Origin of the sequence: Streptomyces silvisoli, from assembly GCF_029269905.1 — a bacterium.
In the GTDB taxonomy this organism is placed as follows: Bacteria; Actinomycetota; Actinomycetes; order Streptomycetales; family Streptomycetaceae; genus Streptantibioticus_A; species Streptantibioticus_A silvisoli_A.
Window position 1 is genome coordinate 480413 of sequence record NZ_JARJBC010000003.1, and the last position, 15456, is coordinate 495868.

A 15456-nucleotide genomic window follows, 5' to 3' on the forward strand; every position below is an offset into this window, starting at 1 on the left:
CACATCCGCGACGACACCTCCAGCGGGCATCGTCGGCCCCCATGAGTCGCACCGAACCTCCTACGTCCCGGCCGGCCGTCTCCCGCCGGGGCCTGCTCAGCGCGGCCGGAGCAGGTGTCTCCCTCATCGCCGTGGACGGCGGCCGGGCCACCGCCCTGCCCGCCCCCTCCGCCACCCTGCTGACCACCCCGAGCAGGCTGGACGCTCCCGCACTCACCGGAGTGCACCTGCAGTTCGGCGCCGACGCCTCCCGCGAGGTGACGGTCTCCTGGCAGACGGATGTCTCGGTACGCCGTCCCCGGGTGCTGCTCGGCACGGTCGAGCACGGCGTCGGCACCACCTGTCCGGCGGAGACCCGGACATACCGCGACCCGGTCACCGGCGAGGAGGTACAGGCCCACCACGCCCGCATCCGGGGTCTGCGACCCGGCACGGAGTACCTGTACATGGCGGTGCACGACGGGGCCACCCCGGAGGCGGGCACCTTCCGTACGGCACCGCGCGGACGGCACCCGTTCACCTTCACCAGCTTCGGCGACCAGGCCACCCCGCAGGTCAACAAGGCGCAGTCCGGGGGGCTCTGGGGCCAGGACAACTTCGGCTCGCAGTACGCGGGGGACACCACGTCCGCGGTGGAACAGGTGGCTCCGCTGTTCCACCTGCTCAACGGGGACCTGTGCTACGCCCAGTTGTCGGCCAACCCGACCCGGGTGTGGCGCGACTGGTTCATCAACAACGGCCGCAGCGCCCGCAACCGCCCCTGGATGCCCACCGCGGGCAACCACGAGAACGAACTGGGCAACGGCCCCATCGGCTTCCGCGGCTACCAGACGTACTTCGACTTCCCGGACAACGGAGCCGAGGACGAGTTCAAGGGCCTGTGGTACGCGTTCACCGCCGGTTCGGTACGCGTCATCATGCTCCAGAACGATGACGTCGCCTACCAGGACGCGGGCGGATCGTACATCCGCGGCTACTCGGCGGGCGCCCAGGAGCGCTGGCTGGAACAGGAGTTGCGGCGCACCAGGGCGGACCGGGAGATCGACTGGATCGTGGTCTGCATGCACCAGGTAGTGATCTCCACCGCCGACTTCAACGGCGCCGACCTCGGTGTGCGCAAGGCCTGGCTGCCGCTGTTCGACCGGTACGGCGTCGACCTGGTCGTCTGCGGCCATGAGCACCACTACGAACGGTCGCTGCCCATCCGCGGCCAGCAGGGCAACGCGACGGGCACCCCCATCCCGGTCTCCACCGACCTCGCGCTGGCCGACACCAGCAAGGGCACCGTGCACATGGTGATCGGGGGTGGCGGCATGGGCTTCACGTCCAACGGCAAGCTGTACGACGGGAAGACCGCCAAGGTGATCGTCGCCCGCGGCGACACCAGGGCGAACGGCCACTACCAGCCGGTCTACGCGCACGAGGACGCGCCGTGGTCCGCCTTCCGCGACCGGGAGAACCCGTACGGCTTCTGCGCCTTCGACGTGGACCCCGGCCAGCCGGGCGGCCGGACCCGGATCCATGTCACGTACTACGCGGTGACCGGCGCGGGCGGAGCGATGAAGCCGGTGGACCGCTTCACCCTGGAACGGCCCCGCAGCGACGGCTGACACTGAGGCGGGGCCGCGGTCCCGCGGCCGGAGGCCAGGGGCACCGCGGCCCCGCCGAGCGGAGCGCGAACCCCCACCGAGGCGACGGGAAACGCTAGTTGGCGAGCCCTTCCGTGGGCGAAGCCCCCAGAGCGTCCAGGCGTTGCCGCAGGGCGCGTAGCGCGTCGGGCTGGTGGCCCACCACCTGGCGGCGCAACCGCACCAGCTCCGGGGCGAGTTGTCGGGCCCGGCCCGGGTCGGTGACCCGGGACCAGCAGTGGTGGGCGCGGTCGACCGCGTTGACCACGGCCTCGTCCTCGGTGTCCTGGCCGCCCCTCAGCCGGGCGTCGGCCGCCGTCAGCCACAACTCGCAGGCGCGGCCGGTGTCCTGGGCGAGCATGGCGAGGTCGGCCCGTACCTCCACCCAGTGGACCGCCTCCGCCGAGGAGGGTCCCGCGGCGCGTAGCGCGGCCTGCTCCCACGCGGCCGCTATGGCCGCGGCCTCGGTGTGGCGTCCGGCGCGGGCCGCCTCGCGGATGGCGGCGTGCGGATCGGCCGCGGCGGGCGGGGGTGCGGCGGGGGCCGCCACACGGCTGTCGGCCCGCGGGGGCTCGGGCGGGGCGGGCGGTACCCGGTCGGCGGGTTCCGGCAGCGCGGGCCTGGGGGCGGGGAGTTGGGGCCGGGCCGGTGCGAACGCCCCGGCGGCGCGCGGGATTTCGGCGGCCGTCCCGCCGTAGTACTGCTGCTGGGGCTGCCGTCCGCCTGCGAACAACAGCTGCCGACCGCCCGTCGCCCCGGCCGCCGCTGCCGCCTCCTGGTGCAGCTGGCCCAGGGGCGGACGGACGGTGGCGGCCCGCAGCAGCTCGGCGAGCGCGCGGCTGTACGCGCACCCGCTGGTCTCCCGCTTGGGCGGCGGCGGAGCCAACACCCCGTACAGCGCGAGGCCGCCTGCCAGCAGCTCGGGCCGGGTGGATATCAGCTGCCACGCCGTGTCGTCGGCGACCAGGTCGCACACCACCGCCGTACTGCCGGGCGGCCGTTGCTGGAACGCGGCGGCCAGCCAGTGCCACGGCAGCGCCGTGTAGCGCACGGTGTCCGCCGTGGTGCGGCCGAGCACCAGGTGCGGCAGTCGCTGCTTGCGGTCGACGGTGAGCTGTCCGCACACGTAGACCAGCAGCGGTCCCGGTGTGGTCGCGGCGGTGTGCAGATGGGTGGTCACGGTGTTGGCGTCCACCGGGTCCACCAGCTGTACGACGTTGCCGCCGGACCGGGTGCCGGTGAGGACGTGCGGCGGCACGGCCGCGAGCAGCGGCAGCGCCGAGGCGGTGTCCAACACGCGGCGTCTGCCGGGAGGTGCGGAGGTCAGCAGCAGCGCACATCCTTGTTCCTGGTGGTCCGCCGCCCCGTTGATCGCCATGTCAGCACAGTATCGGCCCCCCGGCGGCGGCCTCGCCACGGTCCCGGCAGCAGCCCTTCACCGCCGCGCGTCACCGCTTCGTCACCTGTGTGCGCGCCATTGGTCCGAGGTCCTAGACTCGGCCTCCCAGACCAGCGCGCCAACACGGACGGGGAGTTGGTTTTCCATGAGCGGCGAGTGGTCACCGGGAGCGGCCCTGCCCCCGGTGGCGGCGGCCAGGACCGCCGAGGCGCGGCGCACTGGCACCTGGTCGTCCGCGGTGTCCACCGGAGAGTTCGCGGCGATCCGCTCGGTGGGCTTCGAACCGGTGGGCCAGGTGATGGGCTCGGCCGTCTACCAGGTGTCGCGCAGCGGTCCGTTCTGGGGCTACTACGACTGCGGGTACCAGTACGCCGGGTTCTCCGGCCGGATGTCGTCTCCGGCGCAGGTGGCGCTCTCCGGTCAGGGGGCCGGGTCTCGGGCGCTGGTCGAGGTGCTGATGGCCGCACGGCACAAGGCGCTCGGCCGGATGTCCGCGGAGTGCTCGGCGCTGGGCGGCGACGGTGTGGTGGCCGCCAACCTGACCATCGCGCCGTTTCCGGCCGCGCCGAACTGCCTGGAGTTCCAGGTCATCGGCACCGCGGTGCGCGCGCAGGGGCCGGTGCGTCCGCCGCGGCCGTTCACCACGCATCTGGACGGGCAGGGGTTCGCCAAGCTGGTCTCGGCCGGATGGGTTCCGGTGGAGCTGCTGATCGGCCTGTCCATCGGGGTACGGCACAACGACTGGACGACCCGGCGGCAGAACTGGCTCGGCGCGGGCAACCAGGAGGTCACCGGCTGGACCGACCTGGTCGGAGCCACCCGGCACGACGCCCGGGCCCAGCTGTACGGCCAGGCCGCCAGGAGCGGCGCCAACGGCGTGGTGCTGGGCAGCAGCGACCTGAGGGTATGGGGCGAGCGCTGCGTGCGGGCGCGCAACCGCAACAGCGAGTCCGACGCCGAGGACCACACCGCCGAGGCCACCCTGGTCGGCACGGCGGTGGCCGCCTTCCAGGTACGCGAGGCCCCGCCACGCACCCTGAGCATCATGCCGCTGGACTCCAGGCGGAAGCGGCTGCGCAGGCGCATCGAACGAGAGCTGGACTCCTACGGCACCGATCCGACCGAGGTGCGCCAGATGCTGGCCGAGCTGTCGGAACTGGACGGTACCGAATGATCCGCCAACAGCCGCACGCCCGTACCGCCGATGACCACGCAACGAGGGGAACCCGATCATGACCGCCACCGACCCCACCGCCCAGGGCGTACCGGCCGACGCGATGCGCCGACTGGCCGAGCTGCAGCCGGGCAAGCCGGGCGGGATCTTCACCAGTGACCTGTCGGTCAACGAGTTCCTGCTGGTGCGCGAGGCGGGCTTCCGGCCCATCGGCCTGGTGCTGGGCAGCTCGATCTACCACGTCGGGATCCAGTTGGGCCGCTGGGGCAAGAACCAGGAGCTGACCACGCTCAGCCAGGCCATGTACCACGCGCGTGAGCTGGCGATGACGCGGATGGAGGCGGAGGCGGCGCAGCTCGGCGCGGACGGCATCGTGGGCGTGCGGCTGTCGGTCGAGGCGCGTGAATTCGGCAACGACATCGCGGAGTTCATCGCCATCGGCACCGCGGTCAAGGCGGACGCCCCGGCTCCGGGCGGCGACGGCAGCTGGCGCAACATCAAGGGCCAGCCGTTCACCTCCGACCTGAGCGGCCAGGACTTCTGGACGCTGATCCGCGCCGGTTACGCGCCGCTGGGCATGGTGATGGGCACCTGCGTCTACCACATCGCGCACCAGAAGATGGGCTCGGTGTTCTCCAACTTCGGCAAGAACGTGGAGATCGAACCGTTCACCCAGGCCCTGTACGACGCGCGTGAGCTGGCGATGGAGCGGATGCAGCACGAGGCGGAGGAGCTGCACGCGGAGGGCATCGTGGGCGTCCAGCTGAACTCCCACAACCACCGGTGGGGCGGCCACACCACGGAGTTCTTCGCGATCGGCACGGCGGTACGGCCACTGCGCGACGACCATGTCATCGAACGGCCCACGATGGTGCTCAGCCTGGACGGCTGACCGCCCCGAGTAGCGTATTCATCCACTCCAGACAAGGCTCGCTCGTGATGACCCCCAACGACCCCACACCGTACGAACCGGGCGGTTCACCCGACTCCGTGGAGCTGCTGGCCGCCGCGCTGCGCCAGGACGCCGCCGATCTCGACGTGTACGCGCGGGTGCTCACCGGCACCCTGGCGGACGCGCTGCCGCCCGGCTCGGTCGCGGTGGAGCGCAAGCGCGGTATGGCCGACCGGCTGGCGGGCCGTGAGGGCCGGGTGGAGCGGCTGGACGTCTCGCTGGGCGAGCAGCGGCTGGTGCTGAACCTGGCCGGCGGCCGTCCGACGGGTGAGGTGTGCAAGGAGGTGCGCGGCGTGGTGCTCTCCCGCCGCCCGGTCGCGCTGGACGAGTGGGTACGGGAGCTGGCGAGCGCCATCGCGGCCCGCGCCGCGTCGGACGCGCGGGCCCGGGCGGCCCTGGAGAAGCTGATCCTCGGCCGGTAGCCGCTGTCGGAAACATCACGTCGGCGTCGGCGTCATCGCGGTCAACACCGTCATGCAATAGCTCGGAAACAGCCGGAAATTCGACCTGCGGCGGCCCGTGCGGGGCTCGGATGAGAAATGCCCCGTGAGATGGACGCGACTTTGCCGCCGCATGGTTGCCGCACAGTTCCCACACAGAAGACGTCCGGTTTGGCCAGGCACAGAGCGGTGTCACCTCTTCGGGTGATTGGTAAAGTCGAGGGTTGGTGCGGAACGCGGTTCGGCAATGGGGGCGCACCAGCGAGCGGTTTTCCTGGGATCTGAGGGGCGTCATCCATGAGCAATGCTGTCAGTGCCGCGCCGAGTGCCGATACGGGCACCGGGCCGGGGGCCGGAGGACAGCAGCAGCGGCGGTCGGGCAGGCAGTCCTCCGCCCTGACTCGACGCAGCGCGGCGGTGCCGATCTGGTACCTGCGGTTGGTGGGCGTGCTGAACCTGCTGACCGCGGTGTCGTTCGCGCTCCGCGAGCGGGTGCAGGAGCACAACACCGGTGAGCTGTTCACCCCGTTCATGCTGTTCGCCGGATTCGGCTCGGCGGCGGCGGCGCTGTTCATGGCGATGATGCTCGCGCGGCGCAAGCGGATGGCGTGGATCGTCTTCATCCTGCTGTGCGGCGGTTACGCGGCGTTGACCGCGTGGTGGCTGGTGGCCTGGGAGGAGCTGCGCCGCCATCCGTTCAACTGGATCTCGTTCGCGATCACTTGCCTGGTGCTGCTGTTCGCCTTGATCTCGGGCCGCGAGTTCTACGCCAAGGGCGACCGTACGAACCCGCAGCTGGCTCTCGCGGTGCTGGGCGTGGGTGCGCTGATCTCCGTCCTCGTCGGCGCGACCCTGGTGACGGCGGTCGGCCCCGACCAGGCCAGCATCGGCGACCGGGTGTGGTACGTGGCGCTACGACTGGCCACCCTCACCAACGACAAGGACTTCGGCACCCTGCACGTGGCCCGCTGGGTCAGCGCGGGTATCAACCTCACCGGCCTGGCACTGCTGCTCGCGGTGCTGTACGCGCTGTTCCGCTCGCCGCGGGGTCGCGAGCGGCTGGACCGGGACGACGAGGACCGGCTGCGGGCCCTGCTGGACAAGCACGGTTCGCGTGACTCGCTGGGGTACTTCGCGCTGCGCCGCGACAAGTCGGTGATCTTCTCGCCGACCGGCAAGGCGGCGGTGACCTACCGGGTGATCGGCGGGGTGACGCTGGCGTCCGGCGACCCGATCGGGGACGTGGAGGCGTGGCCCGGCGCGATCGACGCCTGGCTGGCCGAGGCCCGGGAGCACGCCTGGATCCCGGCGGTGACCGGTGCCAGCGAGGAGGCGGGCAACGTCTACGCCCGGCACGGGCTGGACGCGCTGGAGATGGGCGACGAGGCGATCGTCTACCCCTCGGAGTTCACCCTTGAGGGCCGTGCGATGCGCGGCGTACGGCAGGCCTACAACCGTGTGAAGCGCGCGGGTTACACCACGCGTATCCGTCGGCACGACGACATTCCGGCCGACGAGATGGCCGAGCTGCTGGAGGCGGCGGACCGCTGGCGTGACGGGCAGACCGAGCGCGGCTTCTCCATGGCGCTGGGCAGGCTCGGCGACCCGGCCGACGGCCAGTGCGTGATGATCGAGTGCGTTGACGGTGAGGGGAAGCTGCGGGCGCTGCTGAGCTTCGTGCCGTGGGGGCCGAAGGGCCTGTCCCTCGATCTGATGCGCCGGGACCGCGAGTCCGAGAACGGCCTGGTGGAGTTCATGGTCCTGGAGCTGATCCAGAACGCGGGCACGGTGGGCGTGGAGCGGATCTCGCTGAACTTCGCGATGTTCCGCTCGGTCTTCGAGGAGGGCGCCCGGCTGGGCGCGGGGCCGGTGCTGCGGATGTGGCGCTCGGCGCTGCTGTTCTTCTCACGCTGGTGGCAGCTGGAGTCGCTGTACCGCTCCAACTCCAAGTACCGCCCGATCTGGGAGCCGCGCTTCCTGCTGTTCGAGAAGACCTCGCAGCTGCCCCGGATCGGCATCGCCAACGCCCGCGCCGAGGGCTTCATCACCACTCCCGCGCCGCTGGCCCGGCTGCGCCGGGACGGCTGACCCCACACCGCCCCACCGTGGCCCCGCGGCTTTCCGCCGCGGGGCCACGGTGTTTCCGCTGTGTTTCGTACGTCCCGCGGATATGCCCCGTGCACTGCACGGGCGTCCCTTTTGTACGGGCGCAGGTGTGCGTTTTCAGCCGACTCCAGTCGACGCGGGGGATGACCTGTTCGACATTCGCACAGGTGAGCAAGGCGTCAACTGCAGTTGCGTAACACGGAATTCATAATCAACTCCTGCCCAGCGACCACCCCGCACCACCTCCGAGCAGCCCCGACGCCACTGCGAGCCATCACTCGATCGCACCCCGTGACCAGAAGTGTTCGTTCGATGTGCGTTAGGTGGAGGATTCGGCAAGACTCCCGTCCGCTATCTGCACCCCCAAGCCAAGGAGTGTTCGGAATGCGGTTCACCAAGCGGACCATCGGGCTCGCTGCGACCCTCGCCCTGGGACTGACCGGAATCGGGGCCACCGCCGCGCAGGCCGCCGACGGCGGCCCGGCGACGCACGCGCCCTCGGCCCTGGTGCTCACCATCGCCAACGGCACCAACCCGAACACCGCCACCGTAGAGCGCGCGGTAACCCTCCGCTGTTCGCCGGCGGTTGGCGGCGACCACCCGGACGCGTACCAGGCGTGTGCCGAACTCGGCGCCGTCGGGGGCGACTTCGCCGAGCTGAGCACCAACTCGCCGCACGGGATATGCCCGATGATCTGGATGCCGGTGACGGTCAGCGCACAGGGCGTCTGGAACGGCCAGCGGATCTCGTACTCGCACACCTACGCCAACGAGTGCGTGATGAAGACCAACAACGCGTACGTCTTCAGCTTCTGAGCGGTCCGAAACCGCTCAGCGCACCACCTCAGAAGGTGCCGGTCCCCCAGGGGCCGGCACCTTCGTCATACGCGCCCCGCGGCCACCGGGCACAGCGCCGCGTACTCCAGCGGGGCGGACGGGTCCACACAGACGTCCAGCGGCGCCGCGGGCGCGCCCGCGCGGACCAGCAGGTCGCCGACGGCGGCGATCATCGCGCCGTTGTCCGTGCACAACCGCGGTGGCGGAACCCGCAGTTCGACCCCCGCGGCGGCACACCGCTCGGCGGCCAGCGAACGCACCCGGGAGTTCGCCGCCACGCCGCCGACCACCACGAGGGCGCGCACTCCGTACTCCCGGCAGGCGGCGACCGCCTTACGGGTCAGCACATCGGCCACCGCCTCCTGGAGCGAGGCCGCCGCGTCGCCGACCGCGACCGCACCGCCACGGGCCTCCGTGTGGCGGGCGACCGCGGTCTTCAGCCCGGAGAAGGAGAAGGCGTACGGCGCGTCACGCGGCCCGGTCAGCGGCCTGGGGAAGGCGACAGCGCTCGGATCGCCGTCCCGCGCCGCCCGGTCGATGGCCGGTCCGCCCGGGTACGGCAGGCCCAGCAGTCGGGCGGCCTTGTCGAAGCACTCCCCCGCCGCGTCGTCCAGCGTGTCGCCGAGGTGCGCGATCGGATCCCGGGCCACATCCCGTACCAGCAGCAGCGAGGTGTGGCCGCCGGAGACGATCAGCACCATGCACGGGTTCGGCAGCGGGCCGTGCTCCAGGGTGTCGGCGGCGACATGCCCGGCGAGGTGGTGCACCCCGTAGAGCGGGACGCCCAGCGTGTAGGCGTAGGACTTGGCCGCGGCCACGCCCACCTGCAGGGCACCGGACAGCCCGGGACCGGTGGTCACCGCGACCGCGCCGACGTCCGCGAGCCGCAGCCCGGCGTCGGCCAGGGCGGCCCGCACCACCGGCCCGATGGCGTGCAGATGCGCCCGGGACGCGATCTCGGGCACCACGCCGCCGTACCGGGCGTGCTCGTCCATGCTGGACGCCAGCGCCTGGCCCAGCAGCCGTCCGTCCCGCACCAGTGCGGCGCCGGTCTCGTCGCAGGAGGACTCGATGCCCAGCACGATCGGGGAGGCGCCCATGCCAAACCTTTCTTGCAAGTCTATTGCAGTTGCACATCCTACGCGCTGGCGTGCGGCACCCTGCCCGCCGGGAGCCCGGCCCCCGGCGGGTCAGTAGAGTTCGGATTCCGTTTTCGTCCCCGACCGCCGAGGAGACCCGTGAGTTCCGCCGCAGCCCACAGCGACGACGGTGCCGTGCCGGTCACGGTGGTGGGGATCGGGGCCGACGGATGGAACGGGCTCTCAACGGGCGCCCGCGAAGCGCTGCTCGGCGCCGAGGTGGTGATCGGTGCCGCCCGGCAACTCGGGCTGCTGCCACCGGAGTGCGGCGGCGAGCGGGTCGCCTGGCCGTCGCCGCTGCGCCCGGCGGTGCCGGGGCTGCTGGACCGGTACGCCGGGCGCCGGGTGTGCGTACTGGCCAGCGGGGACCCCATGTTCTTCGGCATCGGCCGGACCCTGACCGAAGTGGCGGGCGCCGGGCGGCTGCGGATACTGCCGCACCCCTCCTCGGTCAGCTACGCGTGCGCGCGACTGGGCTGGCCGCTGGAGGAGACGGAGGTGGTCAGCCTGGTCGGACGGCCGGTGGCCGCCCTGGCCGCCGCGCTGCACGCCCGGCGGCGGCTGCTGGTGCTCAGCGCGGGCGCCGCCACCCCCGCCGAGGTCGCCGCGCTGCTGCGGGACCGCGGCTACGGCCCGAGCCGCATGCGGGTGCTGGAGAGCCTCGGCGGCGAGCGGGAACGCCAGCTCACCGGGGTCGCCGCCACCTGGTCGCACCCCGCGGGCGATCCGCTCAACGTGGTCGCCGTCGAGTGCGCGCCCGCCGAAGGCACCCCGAGGCTGCCGAACACCCCGGGCCTGCCCGACGAGTCCTTCGAACACGACGGCCAGTTGACGAAGCGCCATGTCCGGGCCATGACGCTGGCCGCCCTCGCCCCCACGCCCGGTGAACTGCTGTGGGACATCGGTGCGGGCTCCGGCAGCATCGGCATCGAGTGGATGCGCACCCACCGCGGCTGCCGGGCGATAGCCGTGGAGCGCGACCCGGTGCGGGCCGAGCGGGTGGCCCGCAACGCGGAACGGCTCGGCGTGCCCGGCCTGCGCGTGGTCACCGGCCGGGCTCCGGACGCGCTCGCCGAACTCCCCACGCCCGACGCGGTGTTCATCGGCGGTGGCGCCACCGCGCCGGGGCTGCTCGACAGTTGCTGGGAGGCACTGCCCAGTGGCGGCCGGCTGGTGGCGAACACCGTGACCCTGGAGTCCGAGGCACTGCTGGCCGACCACTACCGACGGTACGGCGGCGAGCTGGTGCGGATCGGGGTCTCCCACGCGGTTCCGGTGGGCGGCTTCACCGGATGGCGGCAGGCCATGCCGGTCACCCAGTGGGTGGCCACCAAGCACGGCTGACGTCGGCGCCACTTTCACGCTCACGAAGAACCCGCAGGTCACAGCCGTCTTACCGGCTTCGATAACGGTTGCCAGTGCAGTCTTTGGATCTTTCGCCAATTCGCGGTCTACTGCCTTGGACCGGGTACGACGAGATGCCCAATCAACATGTCCGCAGTGGAAGGGATCGGGGATGGGCGACGAGGCGGAGCGGCGGCACGAGCACGGCCACGCCGGGCACGGACACGACCACGGGCACTCGCACGGTGTGGCGGCCGACACCGACCGCCGCTGGTTGACGATCGCGCTGTGCCTCATCGTGGGCTTCATGGCGGTCGAGGTCGTCGTCGGCCTGTTCGCCCAGTCGCTGGCACTGATCTCGGACGCCGCGCACATGCTCACCGACGCGGCCTCGATCGTGCTCGCGCTGGTGGCGATGCGGCTCGCCGCGCGCCCGGCACGCGGTGGCTTCACCTACGGACTGAAGCGGGCGGAGATCCTGTCCGCGCAGGCCAACGGCATCACGCTGCTGGTGCTGTCGCTGTGGCTGGCGTACGAGGCGGCCTGGCGGCTGATCTCGCCGCCCGCGGTGACCGGCGCCCTGGTACTGGTGACGGCGCTGGTCGGGATCGTGGTCAACGTGATCGCCGCCTGGTGCATCTCCAAGGCCAACCGCAGCTCGCTGAACGTGGAGGGCGCCTTCCAGCACATCCTCACCGACCTGTACGGCTTCATCGCCACCGCGGTCGCCGGCCTCGTCGTGCTGCTCACCGGGTTCGCCCGCGCGGACGCCATCGCCTCGCTGGTGGTGGTGGCGCTGATGCTGAAGGCCGGTGCGGGCCTGGTGCGCGAGTCGGGCCGGATCTTCCTGGAGGCGGCACCCGCCGGGGTCGACCCCGACGCGATCGGTGACCGGCTGGTAGGCCACCCGTGCGTGGTCGAGGTGCACGACCTGCACGTCTGGCAGATCACCTCCGGCCAGCCCGCGCTGTCCGCACACGTCCTGGTCGAGCCGTCCGGGGACTGCCACGCGGTGCAGCGGGACCTGGTGGAGCTGCTGCACCAGGACTACGGCATCACCCACACCACGCTCCAGGTCGACCACGCCCCCGAGCAGTTGCTCGCGGTCACCCGCCGGGGCGCGGAGCAGGACAACGGCCACTGCGCGGACGCGCACGGCCCGGTGCACCGCGAGGGACCGCACCCGCACTGACCGTCCCGCCGTCTGTCGTCCAAGCCGGTGGGCGTCGGGGTGTTGCCGTCCGCAACCCCCGCGCCGTCACCGGTGCCGTGATTCGCTGAGGACCACGGCGACGGAGGTGAGGCGGTGGCGGGCGCGGACGGCTTTCCGTCCCGGGATGTCTGGCGCCGTCCCGGGCTGCGCTGGGTGGACCTGCTGGTGGCGGCGGCGCTGGTGGGACTGCTGTACGGGCTGCTGGAGCTGGCGCCGTCGCTCAACTCGCCGTTCCTGCCCGGCCAGGCACCGAGGACGGTCTCCACCGACCCGGCCAACCTGCCGTTCTACGCGGTACGTTCGCTGCTGCGGATGTTCCTGGCGCTGATCCTCTCGGTACTGTTCACCTTCGTCTACGGGGTGGCCGCGGCCCGGCTGCGCAGGGCCGAGAAGGTGCTGCTCCCGGTGCTGGACATCCTTCAGTCGGTGCCGGTGCTGGGCTTCCTGTCCGTGGTGGTGACCGCGTTCATCAACCTCTTCCCCGGCTCCACCCTGGGCCTGGAGTGCGCGTCGATCTTCGCCATCTTCACCTCGATGGCCTGGAACATGACGTTCGCCTTCTACCACTCGCTGGTGAGCCAGCCGCACGAACTGGACGAGGCGGCGCGGGTGATGCGGCTGACGAAGTGGCAGCGGTTCTGGCGGCTGGACGTGCCCAGCGGCATGATCCCGCTGGTCTGGAACGGGATGATGAGCTTCGGCGGTGCCTGGTTCTTCCTGGCCGCCTCCGAGACCATCAGCGTCCTCAACCACCAGTACGCGCTGCCCGGCGTGGGCAGTTACGCGGCCACCGCCATCGGCAGCGGCGACCTGGGCGAGGTGGGCATCGCCATCGGTGTGATGGTTGTAATGGTGATCGGCGTGAACGTGCTGTTCTGGCGGCCGATGGTGGCCTGGTCGGAGCGGTTCCGGGTGGAGGAGTCCGAGGCCGCCGAACGGCCGCGCAGCGTCGTGCTGGAGCTGCTGCGCCGCTCCTCGCTGGCGGACCTGATGGCGCGTCCACTGCGCTCGGCTGGCCGGGCCCTGGACGCGGCCACCCGGCCGTTCGGGGTGGCCGAACACCCGCTGGTCAGGCCCGCGGCGCGGGAGCGCACCGGCGATGTGTTCTTCGGCGGCGCGCTGGCGGTGGTGGTGCTCTACGGCGTGTGGAAGGCGCTGGGTTACGTGCGGGCGTCGGTGGGCCTGGGCGAGTTCGGGCACGCCTTCGCGCTGGGCGCGGCGACGTTCGGCCGGGTGATCGTGCTGCTGGTGGCGGCGACGCTGGTGTGGGTGCCGGTCGGGGTGTGGATCGGGATGAGCCCGAGGGTCACCAGGTTCGCCCAGCCGGTCGTGCAGGTGCTCGCCAGCTTCCCGGCGAACTTCCTCTTCCCGTTCGCCACGGCCGCGTTCGTGGCGCTGGGCGTCTCGCTGAACGTGGGCAGCATCCTGCTGATGGCGCTGGGCGCGCAGTGGTACGTCCTGTTCAACGTCATCGCGGGAGCCTCGGCGATCCCCTCCGACCTGCGGGAGGCGATGACCGGCTTCCAGGTGGGCGGGTGGCTGCGCTGGCGGTACTTCATCCTGCCAGCGATCTTCCCGTACTACGTCACCGGCGGGATCACCGCGGCGGGCGGCGCCTGGAACGCCTCGATCGTCGCCGAGGTGGTCCGCTTCGGCCACCACCACCTGACCGCGACCGGGCTGGGCGCGTACATCGCGAACGCGACCGGCACCGGTGACTTCCCGAAGATCCTGGTCGGGGTCACAGTGATGAGCGTGTATGTCGTCGCGCTCAACCGACTGCTGTGGCGCCGCCTCTACCACCTGGCCGAGACCCGCTACGCGCTGTGACCCGGAGCCGCCGATGACCAACACGCCCAGCAGGTCCGAGACCGGCGCCGCGATCGTCCGGGCGGAAGGGGTGACCAAGACGTTCACCACGCCCGACGGGCGGGCGCTGCCGGTGCTGGACGCGATCAGCATGCAGGTGAACGAGGGCGAGATCGTGGCGCTGCTCGGCAAGTCCGGCTCCGGCAAGTCCACGCTGCTGCGCTGCCTCGCCGGGCTGATCGCCCCCTCGGCGGGCACCGTCTCGTACCGCGGCACACCGCTGGCCGCGACCAACCCCGGGGTTGCGATGGTCTTCCAGTCCTTCGCGCTGCTGCCCTGGCTGACCGTGCAGCAGAACGTGGAGCTGAGCCTCCAGGCCCGGGGCGTCACGGAGGACGAGCGCAGGGAGCGGGCGCTGAAGGCCATCGACCTGATCGGCCTGGACGGTTTCGAGGGCGCCTACCCCAAGGAGCTGTCCGGCGGCATGCGGCAGCGGGTCGGTGTCGCCCGGGCGCTGGTGGTCGAGCCGGACGCGCTGTTCATGGACGAGCCGTTCTCCGCGCTGGACGTGCTGACCGCGGAGAACCTGCGGCGGGAGATCGTCGGCCTGTGGGAAGGGCACGAGGCGCCGGTGCGCTCGGTACTGATCGTCACCCACAACATCGAGGAGGCGGTGCTGCTCGCCGACCGGATCCTGGTGCTGTCGTCCAACCCGGGCCGGATCAAGGCCGAGTTGACGGTGAACCTGCCGAGGCCACGGGACCGCCGAACCCCGCAGTTCGAGGCCCTGGTCGACACGGTGTACGGGATCCTCACCGGCCGGGAGGAGGCCGCGGAGGTGGCGGCCGCCGCCGCGGTGCAGGCACCCACCGGACCCCCGCGGGCCGCGGCCACCCCGATCGCCGTACCGCTGCCCGAGGTGAGCGTCGGCGGGCTGGCCGGGCTGCTGGAGATCCTGGTGGCGCGCGGCGGTGAGGACGGTCTGGCGGAGCTGGCCGACGAGTTGAGCTTCGAGATCGACGATCTGCTGCCGCTGGTGGACGCCGCCGTGCTGCTGGGTCTGGCCCGCACCGAGGGGCCGCGGATCACGGTGACCGAGCAGGGCCGGGAGTTCGCCGCCGCCGACATCCTCACCAGCAAGCAGTTGTTCGCCCGGCACGCGGCCCGGCACGCCCCGCTCGTGCGGGCGATCGTCCAGGCGCTGGCCGCGACCGAGGGCCAACGGTTGCGCGAGGAGTTCTTCCTCGATCTGCTGCGCCGCGGGTACTCCGCGGAGGAGGCCCGGCGCCAGCTCGACATCGCGATCGACTGGGGCCGCTACGGCGAGTTGTTCGACTACGACGCCGACGACGGCGTGCTCACCCTGGAACCGGGCGCGGAGGCCAAGCTGTGACGGTGACGGCGGGCGGGTGCCC

Annotated in this window: 12 protein-coding genes; 10 read left to right on the top strand and 2 right to left on the bottom strand. The window is 71.8% G+C overall.

Features of this window, described 5'->3' with window-relative positions; translation table 11 throughout:
• Positions 1–41: 41 nt before the first annotated feature.
• A complete protein-coding gene (locus P3G67_RS07785) occupies positions 42–1610 on the top strand; it encodes a purple acid phosphatase family protein (protein ID WP_276092780.1) in 1569 nt (522 codons plus the stop codon).
• A gap of 94 nt (positions 1611–1704) precedes the next feature.
• On the opposite strand, the gene P3G67_RS07790 is transcribed toward P3G67_RS07785, so the two are convergent.
• On the bottom strand, positions 1705–3006 hold the full coding sequence (locus tag P3G67_RS07790) for a hypothetical protein (RefSeq protein ID WP_276092781.1): 1302 nt from the start codon (positions 3004–3006) through the stop codon (positions 1705–1707).
• A gap of 166 nt (positions 3007–3172) precedes the next feature.
• On the opposite strand from P3G67_RS07790, the gene P3G67_RS07795 reads away from it, so the two are divergent.
• The 5 genes from P3G67_RS07795 to P3G67_RS07815 all read left to right on the top strand — a co-directional run bounded on the left by P3G67_RS07795 (position 3173) and on the right by P3G67_RS07815 (position 8515).
• Positions 3173–4201 (top strand): heavy metal-binding domain-containing protein, encoded by a 1029-nt coding sequence (locus P3G67_RS07795; RefSeq protein WP_276092782.1) that lies wholly within the window; start codon positions 3173–3175, stop codon positions 4199–4201.
• 58 nt (positions 4202–4259) lie between these two features.
• Positions 4260–5093 carry a heavy metal-binding domain-containing protein gene (locus tag P3G67_RS07800; RefSeq protein ID WP_269855131.1) on the top strand — a complete coding sequence of 278 codons (834 nt, stop codon included), beginning with the start codon at positions 4260–4262 and terminating at the stop codon, positions 5091–5093.
• 47 nt (positions 5094–5140) lie between these two features.
• Positions 5141–5575, top strand: coding sequence for a hypothetical protein (locus P3G67_RS07805; protein WP_269855132.1), 435 nt, complete (start codon positions 5141–5143; stop codon positions 5573–5575).
• Between the two features lie 315 nt (positions 5576–5890).
• Positions 5891–7681: a phosphatidylglycerol lysyltransferase domain-containing protein gene (locus P3G67_RS07810; protein WP_269855133.1), complete on the top strand. Its 1791-nt coding sequence runs from the start codon at positions 5891–5893 to the stop codon at positions 7679–7681.
• A gap of 402 nt (positions 7682–8083) precedes the next feature.
• On the top strand, positions 8084–8515 hold the full coding sequence (locus P3G67_RS07815; protein WP_269855134.1) for a subtilase-type protease inhibitor: 432 nt from the start codon (positions 8084–8086) through the stop codon (positions 8513–8515).
• A gap of 65 nt (positions 8516–8580) precedes the next feature.
• Here the strand turns inward: P3G67_RS07815 and tsaD are convergent, their stop codons facing one another.
• Positions 8581–9636 (bottom strand): tRNA (adenosine(37)-N6)-threonylcarbamoyltransferase complex transferase subunit TsaD, encoded by a 1056-nt coding sequence (gene tsaD / locus P3G67_RS07820; RefSeq protein ID WP_276092783.1) that lies wholly within the window; start codon positions 9634–9636, stop codon positions 8581–8583.
• Between the two features lie 138 nt (positions 9637–9774).
• Here tsaD and cbiE point away from each other — a divergent pair, with 138 nt between their 5' ends.
• The 4 genes from cbiE to P3G67_RS07840 all read left to right on the top strand — a co-directional run bounded on the left by cbiE (position 9775) and on the right by P3G67_RS07840 (position 15434).
• A complete protein-coding gene (gene cbiE, locus P3G67_RS07825) occupies positions 9775–11019 on the top strand; it encodes a precorrin-6y C5,15-methyltransferase (decarboxylating) subunit CbiE (RefSeq protein WP_276092784.1) in 1245 nt (414 codons plus the stop codon).
• Positions 11020–11191: 172 nt separating this feature from the next.
• Positions 11192–12211 (top strand): cation diffusion facilitator family transporter, encoded by a 1020-nt coding sequence (locus tag P3G67_RS07830; protein ID WP_276092785.1) that lies wholly within the window; start codon positions 11192–11194, stop codon positions 12209–12211.
• Positions 12212–12325: 114 nt separating this feature from the next.
• The gene (locus P3G67_RS07835) at positions 12326–14062 is read left to right on the top strand and encodes an ABC transporter permease (RefSeq protein ID WP_276092786.1); all 1737 of its coding nucleotides are present in this window, start codon (positions 12326–12328) and stop codon (positions 14060–14062) included.
• Positions 14063–14075: 13 nt separating this feature from the next.
• Positions 14076–15434 (top strand): ABC transporter ATP-binding protein, encoded by a 1359-nt coding sequence (locus tag P3G67_RS07840; RefSeq protein ID WP_276092787.1) that lies wholly within the window; start codon positions 14076–14078, stop codon positions 15432–15434.
• Positions 15435–15456 lie beyond the last annotated feature (22 nt).

Bases quoted from the DNA above. Each gene is read 5' to 3' on its own strand.
- P3G67_RS07785 (WP_276092780.1), top strand. From the start codon at position 42: ATGAGTCGCACCGAACCTCCTACGTCCCGGCCGGCCGTCTCCCGCCGG.
- P3G67_RS07790 (WP_276092781.1), bottom strand. From the start codon at position 3,006: ATGGCGATCAACGGGGCGGCGGACCACCAGGAACAAGGATGTGCGCTG.
- P3G67_RS07795 (WP_276092782.1), top strand. From the start codon at position 3,173: ATGAGCGGCGAGTGGTCACCGGGAGCGGCCCTGCCCCCGGTGGCGGCG.
- P3G67_RS07800 (WP_269855131.1), top strand. From the start codon at position 4,260: ATGACCGCCACCGACCCCACCGCCCAGGGCGTACCGGCCGACGCGATG.
- P3G67_RS07805 (WP_269855132.1), top strand. From the start codon at position 5,141: ATGACCCCCAACGACCCCACACCGTACGAACCGGGCGGTTCACCCGAC.
- P3G67_RS07810 (WP_269855133.1), top strand. From the start codon at position 5,891: ATGAGCAATGCTGTCAGTGCCGCGCCGAGTGCCGATACGGGCACCGGG.
- P3G67_RS07815 (WP_269855134.1), top strand. From the start codon at position 8,084: ATGCGGTTCACCAAGCGGACCATCGGGCTCGCTGCGACCCTCGCCCTG.
- tsaD (WP_276092783.1), bottom strand. From the start codon at position 9,636: ATGGGCGCCTCCCCGATCGTGCTGGGCATCGAGTCCTCCTGCGACGAG.
- P3G67_RS07830 (WP_276092785.1), top strand. From the start codon at position 11,192: ATGGGCGACGAGGCGGAGCGGCGGCACGAGCACGGCCACGCCGGGCAC.
- P3G67_RS07840 (WP_276092787.1), top strand. From the start codon at position 14,076: ATGACCAACACGCCCAGCAGGTCCGAGACCGGCGCCGCGATCGTCCGG.